At 58.6% G+C, this 11,113-nt stretch carries 9 protein-coding genes and 1 pseudogene; 4 read left to right on the forward strand and 6 right to left on the reverse strand.

Features of this window, described 5'->3' with window-relative positions:
* Positions 1-381: 381 nt before the first annotated feature.
* Entirely contained in the window at positions 382-1,749 is a 1,368-nt protein-coding gene (radA, locus tag AC1Q6D_RS23670) for a DNA repair protein RadA (protein WP_007937264.1), read from the forward strand.
* 43 nt (positions 1,750-1,792) lie between these two features.
* Here the strand turns inward: radA and AC1Q6D_RS23675 are convergent, their stop codons facing one another.
* A complete protein-coding gene (locus AC1Q6D_RS23675; RefSeq protein WP_103403491.1) occupies positions 1,793-2,161 on the reverse strand; it encodes a PilZ domain-containing protein in 369 nt (122 codons plus the stop codon).
* 156 nt (positions 2,162-2,317) lie between these two features.
* Between AC1Q6D_RS23675 and AC1Q6D_RS23680 the strand changes: the two genes are divergently transcribed.
* From AC1Q6D_RS23680 to yjiA, 3 genes are all read left to right on the forward strand, one after another.
* Entirely contained in the window at positions 2,318-4,384 is a 2,067-nt protein-coding gene (locus AC1Q6D_RS23680; RefSeq protein ID WP_047533519.1) for a carbon starvation CstA family protein, read from the forward strand.
* 14 nt (positions 4,385-4,398) lie between these two features.
* A complete protein-coding gene (locus tag AC1Q6D_RS23685; RefSeq protein ID WP_007937254.1) occupies positions 4,399-4,596 on the forward strand; it encodes a YbdD/YjiX family protein in 198 nt (65 codons plus the stop codon).
* Positions 4,597-4,758: 162 nt separating this feature from the next.
* Positions 4,759-5,730, forward strand: coding sequence for a GTPase (yjiA, locus tag AC1Q6D_RS23690; RefSeq protein WP_103403492.1), 972 nt, complete (start codon positions 4,759-4,761; stop codon positions 5,728-5,730).
* Between the two features lie 91 nt (positions 5,731-5,821).
* On the opposite strand, the gene AC1Q6D_RS23695 is transcribed toward yjiA, so the two are convergent.
* From AC1Q6D_RS23695 to glyA, 5 genes and pseudogenes are all read right to left on the reverse strand, one after another.
* On the reverse strand, positions 5,822-6,529 hold the full coding sequence (locus tag AC1Q6D_RS23695; protein ID WP_103403493.1) for a GntR family transcriptional regulator: 708 nt from the start codon (positions 6,527-6,529) through the stop codon (positions 5,822-5,824).
* 25 nt (positions 6,530-6,554) lie between these two features.
* The gene (locus tag AC1Q6D_RS23700) at positions 6,555-7,259 is read right to left on the reverse strand and encodes a FadR/GntR family transcriptional regulator (protein WP_047533511.1); all 705 of its coding nucleotides are present in this window, start codon (positions 7,257-7,259) and stop codon (positions 6,555-6,557) included.
* A pseudogene (locus AC1Q6D_RS23705) lies at positions 7,256-8,639 on the reverse strand (C4-dicarboxylate transporter DctA). Before AC1Q6D_RS23705 ends, AC1Q6D_RS23700 begins: the two are co-directional and overlap by 4 nt.
* Positions 8,640-8,962: 323 nt before the next feature.
* Positions 8,963-9,526: a hypothetical protein gene (locus AC1Q6D_RS23710; RefSeq protein ID WP_103403494.1), complete on the reverse strand. Its 564-nt coding sequence runs from the start codon at positions 9,524-9,526 to the stop codon at positions 8,963-8,965.
* Between the two features lie 234 nt (positions 9,527-9,760).
* Positions 9,761-11,014 carry a serine hydroxymethyltransferase gene (glyA, locus tag AC1Q6D_RS23715; protein WP_047533504.1) on the reverse strand — a complete coding sequence of 418 codons (1,254 nt, stop codon included), beginning with the start codon at positions 11,012-11,014 and terminating at the stop codon, positions 9,761-9,763.
* Between the last annotated feature and the right edge of the window lie 99 nt (positions 11,015-11,113).

Consider the following 11,113-nt stretch of genomic DNA (forward strand, 5'->3'; position numbering starts at 1 on the left):
CGAAAACCAGGCGTGTGGCGAAGGTCAGCTGGAATGAAATGATAGTGGCAACATAAATAAAGTTTCACTTTGGGTTGTTTGGATTTTGAGAATTCAGCGGGGAGGTGAGAGCGAGGACAAGATATAAGGGCGGGCTTGGTCAGTTTTGCTATTTATATTGATGGCGGATTTTGCGCTTACTGTACGTTGATACGGTAGTTGTAGTGGATGTGTACAGGTCATATGTGGGGTGTTTGGTGTTAGTTGTAAAAAATTGTAAATGTTTTTAATTAACCATGTCGTTACATGTGCCAATCGATCATGACAAGTTGTCGGCGGACACCCGCGTCGCACTGATTAGCTCCACCTGGGGTATCATCGCGATTTTTGCCGGGAGTTCCGATGGCCAAGGCCAAGCGCATGTATGGCTGCACCGAGTGCGGCTCGACTTTTCCGAAGTGGGCTGGCCAGTGCGGCGAGTGCGGCGCCTGGAACACGCTGACTGAAACCATGGTGGAAAGCGGTGGGGCGGCAGCGCCCAGCGGTCGCACCGGCTGGACCGGCCAACAGGCGCAGATCAAGACCCTGGCCGAAGTCAGTGTCGAGGAGATTCCGCGTTTTTCCACGGCGTCCAGCGAACTGGACCGGGTGCTGGGCGGTGGTCTGGTGGACGGTTCGGTGGTGCTGATCGGTGGTGATCCCGGCATCGGCAAGTCGACCATTCTGTTGCAAACCTTGTGCAACCTCGCCAAGAGCATGCCGGCGCTGTACGTCACCGGCGAAGAGTCCCAACAGCAAGTGGCCATGCGTGCCCGACGCCTCGGGTTGCCTCAGGATCAGTTGCGGGTCATGACCGAGACCTGTATCGAAACCATCATCGCCACGGCGCGGCAGGAAAAGCCCAAGGTGATGGTGATCGACTCGATCCAGACGATTTTCACCGAGCAACTGCAGTCGGCACCGGGCGGCGTGTCTCAGGTCCGCGAAAGCGCGGCATTGCTGGTGCGTTATGCCAAGCAGAGCGGTACGGCGATTTTCCTGGTCGGCCATGTCACCAAGGAGGGGGCGCTGGCTGGTCCCCGTGTGTTGGAGCACATGGTCGACACGGTCCTGTATTTCGAAGGCGAATCCGATGGTCGTCTGCGCCTGCTGCGGGCAGTGAAAAACCGTTTCGGTGCGGTTAACGAACTGGGCGTGTTCGGCATGACCGACAAGGGCCTGAAAGAAGTCTCCAATCCATCGGCGATTTTTCTGACCCGGGCTCAGGAAGAAGTTCCGGGCAGTGTGGTCATGGCGACGTGGGAGGGTACCCGACCGATGCTGGTGGAAGTCCAGGCGTTGGTGGACGACAGCCATCTGGCCAATCCACGCCGGGTAACCCTGGGTCTGGATCAGAATCGCCTGGCGATGTTGCTGGCGGTGTTGCATCGTCATGGCGGTATTCCGACCCACGATCAGGACGTATTCCTCAACGTCGTCGGTGGCGTGAAAGTGTTGGAAACGGCTTCCGATCTGGCATTGATGGCGGCGGTCATGTCCAGCTTGCGCAACCGGCCGTTGCCTCATGATCTGCTGGTGTTTGGTGAGGTGGGGCTGTCCGGTGAAGTGCGTCCGGTACCGAGCGGTCAGGAGCGTTTGAAAGAAGCCGCCAAACACGGTTTCAAGCGCGCCATCGTGCCCAAGGGCAATGCACCGAAAGAGGCTCCGCCGGGTTTGCAGATCATTGCCGTCACCCGTCTGGAGCAGGCGCTGGACGCCTTGTTCGAATAAGTTTCCGGGCCGGACTTGATCCCACTGGGATGGTGTCGGGCCGTCAGATTTCGATCAGGGCACCCAGCTCTCGTTCAAGTTCAGCGGCGTCACCCAGGTTGAGCTCGATCAACCGCCGCAGGCTCGCAATCGATTCCAGGCTGAGATGCCGGCAGACAAAGCCGAGCTGGCCTTTGTCCTCGTGGGTCAGTTCGACATCCATGGCAATGTCGGTGTCATCGGACAGGTGAATGCCGACGGAAAAGTTCTGCTGCGGATTACCCAGCCACGGGGCAGGGCGTTCAATCAGCAAGCCCTTGAGTGACAGGTCGATCAGCTTTACCGGCCAGGTGTGTTCACCCTGACGGAGCTCGGTTCGGGCATCGAACGCAATACGTTTGAAACGGCGGCGGTCGGCAGGGTGGTCGCTCATGGCGCAATCCTCGATAGGTTCGCTGACTATAGACCCGCCTTTCGCAAGACTGCCAGCAAGAGAGGCGCCAGACCAATATCGGGTATGCCCTTTGTCGTCAGGGGCGCTAAACTCGAGGTGGCTTTCTTTCTTGTCCACTCTGGCTGGAATAATAAAATGAAAAATAATAATAGCCCGCTACGCCATCTACCCTGGCTGGTGCTGGCAATCATAGGTGCGTGCGCCCTGGGTGTCGTGGCATTGCGTCGAGGCGAGGCGATCAACGCCTTGTGGATTGTGGTCGCAGCCGTGGCCATTTATCTGGTCGCGTATCGCTACTACAGTCTGTTCATCGCTAACAATGTGATGCAACTCGATGCGCGACGGGCCACTCCCGCCGTGCTCAATAACGACGGTCTTGATTACGTCCCCACCAATAAACATATCCTCTTCGGTCACCATTTCGCGGCCATTGCCGGCGCGGGTCCGCTGGTCGGGCCGGTGCTGGCGGCGCAAATGGGCTACCTGCCCGGCACGCTATGGCTGATCGCCGGTGTGGTGCTGGCTGGCGCCGTGCAGGACTTCATGGTCCTGTTCATGTCCACCCGCCGCAACGGCCGCTCCCTGGGCGACATGGTCCGTGAAGAAATGGGCCGCATTCCCGGCACCATCGCGCTGTTCGGCTGCTTCCTGATCATGATCATCATCCTCGCGGTGCTGGCGCTGATCGTGGTCAAGGCCCTGGCCGAAAGTCCGTGGGGCATTTTCACGGTGATGGCGACCATCCCGATCGCGATGTTCATGGGCATCTACATGCGCTACATCCGCCCGGGCCGCATCGGTGAAATTTCGGTGATCGGCGTAGTGCTGTTGCTGGGTTCGATCTGGCTGGGCGGGCAGATTGCCGCCGATCCAGTATGGGCCAAGGCCTTTTCCTTCACCGGTATCCAGATCACCTGGATGTTGATCGGCTATGGTTTCGTGGCGGCAGTTTTGCCGGTGTGGCTGATCCTGGCGCCGCGCGATTACCTGTCGACCTTCCTGAAAATCGGCACCATCGTCGCCCTGGCCATCGGCATCCTGATCACCATGCCCGAGCTGAAAATGCCGGCAGTGACCCAGTTCATCGACGGCACCGGGCCGGTGTGGAAGGGCGGGCTGTTCCCGTTCCTGTTCATCACCATCGCCTGTGGCGCGGTGTCCGGTTTCCACGCGCTGATCTCCTCCGGCACCACGCCGAAGTTGCTGGATAACGAAACCAACGCCCGCTATATCGGTTACGGCGGCATGCTGATGGAGTCTTTCGTGGCCATCATGGCCATGGTCGCTGCCTCGGTGATCGAGCCAGGCGTGTATTTCGCCATGAACAGCCCGGCCGCCGTGGTCGGCGGTGATGTCGTGGCCGTTGCACAAGCCGTCAGCAGCTGGGGCTTTGCCATTACCCCGGACGCCCTGCAAGCAGTGGCCAAGGACATCGGTGAAACCACCATCCTGGCCCGTGCCGGCGGTGCGCCGACCCTGGCGGTCGGTATCGCGCAGATCCTGCACAGCGTGCTGCCGGGTGAAAACACCATGGCATTCTGGTACCACTTCGCGATCCTGTTCGAAGCCCTGTTCATCCTGACCGCCGTCGACGCCGGCACCCGTGCCGGCCGCTTCATGCTGCAGGATCTGCTGGGCTCCTTCGTGCCGGCGCTGCGCCGCACCGAATCCTGGACCGCCAACCTGATCGCGACCGCCGGTTGCGTGGCAATGTGGGGCTGGCTGTTGTACCAGGGCGTGATCGATCCATTGGGTGGCATCAACACCTTGTGGCCGCTGTTCGGCATCTCCAACCAGATGCTGGCCGGTATCGCGCTGATGCTCGGCACCGTCGTGCTGATCAAGATGAAACGCCAGCGCTACATTTGGGTGACCTTGTTGCCTGCGGCCTGGCTGCTGGTCTGCACCACCACCGCTGGCTTCATCAAGCTGTTCGACGCCAACCCGGCGATCGGCTTCCTGTCCCTGGCTAAAAAATACAGCGATGCGCTGGCCAATGGTCAGATCCTCGCTCCGGCCAAGGACATCACGCAGATGCAGCACGTGATCTTCAACGCCTACACCAACGCAACGCTGACCGCGCTGTTCCTGTTCGTGGTGTTCAGTATCCTGTTCTATGCGCTCAAGGTCGGCATTGCCGCCTGGGGTAAAAAAGAACGTACGGATAAAGAATCGCCATTCCAGGCGCTGCCGGATGCTTGATCGAGGATTGCAGCATGTTCAATGACCTGAGTCGCCTCGGTAAATACCTCGGTCAGGCCGCGCGCCTGATGGTCGGCATGCCCGACTACGACAACTACGTCGAGCACATGCAAACCAAACACCCGGACAAACCGGTGATGAGCTACGAGGCGTTCTTCCGCGAACGCCAGGAAGCCCGTTACGGTGGCAAGGGTGGGCCGAAGTGCTGTTGATCCGGATGGCGGGTTAACGGCAAAACCTGTGGGAGCGAGCTTGCTCGCGATGGCGGACTGTCAATCAACAGTGATGTTGAATGTTAAGCCGCTATCGCGAGCAAGCTCGCTCTCACTTTTGTTTTGTGTTGTTTATCAGTTTTGTGAAACAGGAGATCAATTTTGTCCTCTCCCATCCCCGTCACGATCCTCAGCGGCTTCCTCGGCGCCGGCAAGACCACGCTGTTGCGCCACCTGCTCAAAGCCGAGCACGGTCTGAAAATCGCGGTGATCGAAAACGAATTCAGCGATGCGGGCATCGATACCCAGCTGTTGGGCGACGAGCCGGTACAAGTGATGACGCTGTCCAACGGCTGCGTCTGCTGCACGATTCACACTGACCTGACCAAAGCGTTGTATCTGCTGCTCGAACGCCTGGACAGCGGCGATATCACCTTCGACCGTCTGGTGATCGAATGCACGGGGCTGGCGGATCCGGCCCCGGTGGCGCAAACCTTCTTCATCGACGAAGAGCTGCGCGAGCGCTACATCCTTGATGGCATCATCACCCTGGTCGACGCGGCGCATGCCGAGCGGCACCTGACCCAGACCATTGCCCAGGCGCAGATCGGTTTCGCCGACCGTTTGCTGGTGAGCAAGCGTGACCTGGTGGACGAGCCGACCTTCACCGCGTTGAGTGAGCGCCTGACCCGGATCAATCGTCGCGCGCCGATTCGTGTGGTTGATCACGGCAGGATCGACCTGGCCGAGCTGCTCGACGTGCGCGGTTTCAATCTCAATGCCGACCTCGGGGGAGGCGTGAGTTTGCGGCCCGTGACCCAGGCGCCGTCCATCGACCGCATTTCCAGCCTGGTGCTGCGTACCGACAAACCGCTGGATATCGACAAGCTCAGCGAGTTCATGAATGAACTGCTGGAAGACCATGGCAAGCAATTGCTGCGCTACAAAGGCGTGTTGAACATCCTTGGCGAACCGCGACGCATGGTGTTTCAGGGCGTGCTGAAGCTTTACGGCTTCGACTGGGACACCGAATGGGCCGAGGGCGAATCGCGCGAGAGCGTGATCGTGTTTATTGCCGATGATTTGCCGGAAGAGAAAATCCGTGAGGGGTTTGCGAAGGTGGCGGCGCAGTAAGGGGTGCCATGTTCAGTGAGGCGGATGTCGCTATCGCGAGCAGGCGCGCTCCCACGGGAGATTTGGGAGCCAGCCTGCTCGCGAACGTGGTCTAACCGGCAACACGATTCTGGCGGGAGATCGGTTGCGGGTTCAGCAATGCCGCCTCCAAATGATCCAGATACTTGCTCAGCAAAAACTCGGCTTCCCGGGAGTCCTCGCGCTCAACGGCGTCCAGGATGTGTTCATGCACCTGCCACCCGCAATAACCTTCCAACTGCGTATCAAATTGCGCAATCGCCAGTGAGGTGAGCGGTACCAGGCTACCGAGAAAATGCGCCAGTGGCGCATTGCCCGCCATTTCAGCCAACTGCAAATGAAACGTCCCGGACAAGCGAATCGTCGGGCCGCGCGCGGTGCAGTGGCGCTCGCTATCGACCAGCGCGTGCAGGCGTTTCAGCTGTTCTGGCAGAGGTCGCTGACAGGCCAGTCTGACCAGCGTCATCTCGGTCAGGCGCCGTGCGTGCAGCGTTTGTCGGGTCTGTTCGACATCGGGTGCGGCGACACGAGGGCGATGGTTGGCTCGCAGGATAATGACCTGCTGGTGGGACAGTCGCGTCAGCACGCTGCGAACTTCACTGCGTCGAGCGCCGAACATCTGGCCCAGGCTGTCCTCGGTAAAGCGGCTGCCGGGCAGGAGGCGCTGTTCGAGAATGGCGTCGAAGATCCGGGAGTAAAGATCCTCCGCCGACGGCTGCCCGAGATTTTTTCCAGGGAAGGGCAGGGCAACGAGTGTTTGCGGTGAAGCGAAGCTGTTCATGGCCTGTCTCCAGTTCGAAGCGGTTTCAGCTACCGAAGTTGTCTTCCGGGATGTTCAATTCGATGCCCATCCGTTGGCCTTCACGAAGAATGTGCCGACGCATCTCGGCGCTGGCCTGGGCGCTGTTCTTGCTGCGAATCGCGCGCACCACGGCTTCGTTTTCTTCGAGGCGTTCAGCCAGATGCTCCGGGGAGTTACGCAGCACTTCGGCGCTTTGCTTGAGCGCGTTGCTGGTTTGCTGCACCACGCTCTGGAAGATCGGGTTGGACGTCAGCGTGAAGAGCTCTTCGTGGAACGCGATGTAGGCGTTGACCCCGGCCTCGCTGTCGTTGGCTTCCAGAGCTTCGCGCATGTCCATCAGGGTCAGGCGCAATTGCCCGACTTCCTTGCTGCTGATCGATTGCGCCACGAGGCCTACGATGAACGGTTCAAGGGTGTAGCGCAGTTGCAGCACGTCTTCCAGGCTTGCCGCCGACACCGCGTTGTCATAGCTCTGGCTGTCGCCGGGATTGGCCTCCAGCACCACCACGCCTTTGCCTGGCATGGAACGCACCAGGCCAAGGGTTTCCAGGACGATGACCGCCTCACGCAGGCTCGGACGACTGATGCCCAGTTGTTCGGCCAGTTCACGTTGCCCCGGCAGCATTTCGCCGGAGCGCCATTGACCCCGGGCCAGCGCGGCCCGAAGTTTTTCCACGACTGAATTTACAACGGTCGACGAGGTAATCACTGTTCGCTCCCTGAGCATCGAAAGTAGTAGGGGCGTGCCGGCCAGCTGGAGCGGCACGCCGTTGATTCAGAATTCCTGCTGATGCGCCGAAGCGGCCGGTTTTCGCGGCTGGAAGGTATAACCCACCTGACCGGAAAGTACCTTGTTCGCCCGTTGCACATCGATGTCTTTTTCCCAGCGGGCAATGGCCACGGTCGCCACGCAGTTGCCAATCAGGTTGGTCAGCGCCCGGCCGATGCCCATGAACCAGTCCACCGCCAGCACCAGGACCAGGCCCACCACCGGTATGGCCGGAATAGCCGTCAGGGTGGCCGCCAGAATGACCAGTGCCGAACCTGGGATGCCGTGCGCGCCCTTGGACGTGATCAACGACACCAGCAGAATGGTCAGCAGGTCGGTCATGGCCAGCGGTGTGCCGGTGGCGTTGGCGATGAACACGATGGCCAGGGTCAGGTAGATCGAGAAACCGTCGAGATTGAATGAATAACCGGTAGGAATCACCAGCCCGACGGTCGAACTGCCAATGCCCAGGTGCTCAAGCTTGCGCATGATTTGCGGGAGTACGGCGTCTGACGAAGCGGTGCCCATGACGATCAGCAGTTCCTCGCGCAGATATTTGAGCAGCGGCCACATTCTCAGGCCGGACAAGCGCATCACCAGGCCAAGAATCAACGCCACGAAAGCGGTGCAGGTCAGGTAAAACAAACCGACCAGGCTGCCCAGGTGTTGCAGCGAATCGAGGCCATATTTGCTGGTGGTGAAGGCAATGGCGCCGAACACGCCAATCGGCGCCAGGCGCACGATCATGCCCATGATGCGAAAGATCACGTGGCTGAGTTCATTGATCAGCCGCGAAATACCCGACGCCGCTTCGCCCACCAGATTCAATGCACTGCCGAACAGCACCGAAAACAGCAGGACTTGCAGAATGTTGTTGTCTGCAAAGGCCCCGATCACCGAGGTCGGAATCAGGTCCATCAAGAACTGCGTGGTGGTATGCATGTGCTGGCCGCGCTGGGCGATGTCACCCATGTCGGCAGCGGAAAGCTGATCCAGATGGATGTTCGCGCCGCTGCCGATGCCGGTGCTGAAAGCGAACACGAGGCCGATTACCAGAGCGATGGTGGTCAGCACTTCAAAGTAGATCACTGATTTGAGGCCGATGCGTCCGACCTTCTTCAGGTCGCCGGCACCGCTGATACCGCTGACCACCACGCAAAACACGATCAGGCCAATGAGCATCTTGATCAGCTTGATAAACCCGTCACCGAGGGGCTTGAGCTGAGCGGAGTATTCAGGAAGGGCCAGCCCGCAGACGATGCCGAGCACCAGTCCGAGAACCACTTGGAGGAAGATTGAACGCGAGCACCATCTGAGCATGGGAGGAATCCTGGTCGGTGTCCTGGCCGTCGCCCGCATAAGCCGATCGACGTCAGTACTTAATTATTGTGGTCTTACCGGTATGTCCAGTGCGGAGCCAGTCTAGGCACTGAATGCAGGTGATCGCAAGTGAAAATTGAGCGATTGGCTTTACCGGTCTTACCAGTTGCGCGCGATGCCCTGGTTTTGAGCGGTTGGCAGAAAAAATCGGCAATGGATGCCGATTTTTTCAGGGTGCGGCCAAGGTGACATCGTGTATCAGTGTCCAGACGCCTTCAGGGATGTCGCTTCAGAGGGTGTTTTTTCTGATATTGAAGGGCATTTCAGGACAGGGTCTGAGGTACTTTTCTTTGAAGAATACTCAGAATGAAAGTTATCTTTGAGCGCTCTTCGGTTTTGCCAAGATAAACATAGGGCGAGCCATTTAGTTTGAGTCCGCCCAAATAGTGTTTGTCTTTGATCTTGAGTGAAACTGCAGAGTGAGTGTTGCGTAGATTATCCAGTGTGACAGGTTGGCCTTGTTGGTTGACAAGGGTAAAGGCTGTCGGGTCTTCAGCGTCCGAGTCAATGGCGGCAAAAGTATCCAGCGCTTTTTCACTGATGATCTGATTGTAATATTCACCGGTGTTTTTTATCGAGAGTATGTAGCCATCGGCCGTATGCCGGAAGTGCAGTGTGAGTGGCGCTACCTCACCGATCTGCTCGTTTGGTCGGATGCCAAGTCGCTGGGAGTGGTCGTGGGTCTGCGGCTTTCCGGTGAAGAAACCACCGCTGAAGTGTCTGATGGTGGCCAGCGCGGGTTTGCCATGGAGCTCTTCAAGTAGGTTTACTTTATGGTCAAACATTCTCAACGTTGCGATGAAAGATTTTTCTATATTGCTATTCATGATGTAACCCGTTTATTAAGTTTGTTGGGTAGAACGGGTTTTAGAGTAGGTAGTTTTTATTGATTTTTGGGATTGCGTATGTTGCAAGGATTTAAATCGGGGGCGGTATTGGAGTGGGTGGCCAGAGTGACTTGTGGGTTGCTTTATTAAATGTGTGCGTTGCTCGTCTTTATTCTGGCAATAAAAAACCGGCCATCTCTGGCCGGTTCTTTTACTGCGGTCTAGCGGGGCTTATCAAGCACCGTATACCGGCAGCTTCTTGCAGATGGCTTTGACTTTCTCACGAACGGCGTCGATCACCGCTTCGTTGTTCAGGTCAGCCAGGATGTCGCAGATCCAGCCGGCCAGTTCCTTGCACTCTGCTTCCTTGAAGCCGCGAGTGGTCACGGCCGGAGTGCCGAAGCGCAGGCCGGAGGTGACGAACGGGGAGCGCGGATCGTTTGGCACGGAGTTCTTGTTCACGGTGATGAACGCCTTGCCCAGCGCGGCATCAGCGTCTTTACCGGAGATTTCCTGCTTGATCAGCGACAACAGGAACAGGTGGTTTTCGGTACCGCCCGATACAACGTCGAAACCACGCTCGATGAACACACCGGCCATGGCCTTGGCGTTTTTCACCACTTGTTGCTGGTAAGCCTTGAACTCAGGCTGCAGCGCTTCCTTGAAGCAGATCGCCTTGGCTGCGATCACGTGCTCCAGCGGGCCACCCTGGGCGCCAGGGAACACGGCGGAGTTCAGCTTTTTCTCGATGTCGGCGTTGGCGCGAGCCAGGATCAGGCCGCCACGTGGACCGCGCAGGGTCTTGTGGGTGGTGGTGGTCACGACGTCAGCGAAAGGAACCGGGTTCGGGTAGACGCCAGCGGCGACCAGACCGGCCACGTGGGCCATGTCGACGAACAGGTAGGCGCCCACCTTGTCGGCGATTGCGCGGAAACGCGGGAAGTCCAGGATCTGCGAGTAGGCAGAGAAACCGGCCACGATCATTTTCGGCTTGTGCTCAACCGCCAGGCGCTCGACTTCGTCGTAGTCGATCAGGCCGTTGGCATCGATGCCGTACTGGATGGCGTTGTACAGCTTGCCGGAGGACGAAACGCTGGCACCGTGGGTCAGGTGACCACCGTGGGCCAGGCTCATGCCCAGGATGGTGTCGCCAGCCGACAGCAGGGCCAGGTAAACGGCGCTGTTGGCCTGGGAGCCAGCGTGTGGCTGGACGTTGGCGTAATCGGCGCCGAACAGCTCTTTTGCACGGTCGATGGCCAGTTGCTCGACCACGTCGACGTACTCGCAGCCACCGTAGTAGCGCTTGCCCGGGTAGCCTTCGGCGTACTTGTTGGTCAGTACCGAGCCTTGAGCTTCCATCACCGCAGGGCTGGTGTAGTTTTCCGAAGCGATCAGCTCAATGTGCTCTTCCTGGCGCTGAGCTTCTTGCTCCATGGCGGCAAAGAGATCGGCGTCGTACTTGGCAATAGTCAAATCACGGCTGAACATGGCGGTCCTCAAGGATCGGGGGCGGAAAAGGGGGGCATTCTAACCCAACCGCTTTTAGAAGGGATATGAAACACAGTCAGGTTGTGGATAAGCGGGCTT

The sequence above is a fragment of the Pseudomonas sp. MT92 genome, from assembly GCF_058792515.1.

Excerpts from the sequence above, each read along its gene's own strand:
- radA (WP_007937264.1), top strand. The coding sequence starts at position 382 with ATGGCCAAGGCCAAGCGCATGTATGGCTGCACCGAGTGCGGCTCGACT.
- AC1Q6D_RS23710 (WP_103403494.1), bottom strand. The coding sequence starts at position 9,526 with ATGAATAGCAATATAGAAAAATCTTTCATCGCAACGTTGAGAATGTTT.
- AC1Q6D_RS23675 (WP_103403491.1), bottom strand. The coding sequence starts at position 2,161 with ATGAGCGACCACCCTGCCGACCGCCGCCGTTTCAAACGTATTGCGTTC.
- glyA (WP_047533504.1), bottom strand. The coding sequence starts at position 11,014 with ATGTTCAGCCGTGATTTGACTATTGCCAAGTACGACGCCGATCTCTTT.
- AC1Q6D_RS23685 (WP_007937254.1), top strand. The coding sequence starts at position 4,399 with ATGTTCAATGACCTGAGTCGCCTCGGTAAATACCTCGGTCAGGCCGCG.
- AC1Q6D_RS23680 (WP_047533519.1), top strand. The coding sequence starts at position 2,318 with ATGAAAAATAATAATAGCCCGCTACGCCATCTACCCTGGCTGGTGCTG.
- AC1Q6D_RS23695 (WP_103403493.1), bottom strand. The coding sequence starts at position 6,529 with ATGAACAGCTTCGCTTCACCGCAAACACTCGTTGCCCTGCCCTTCCCT.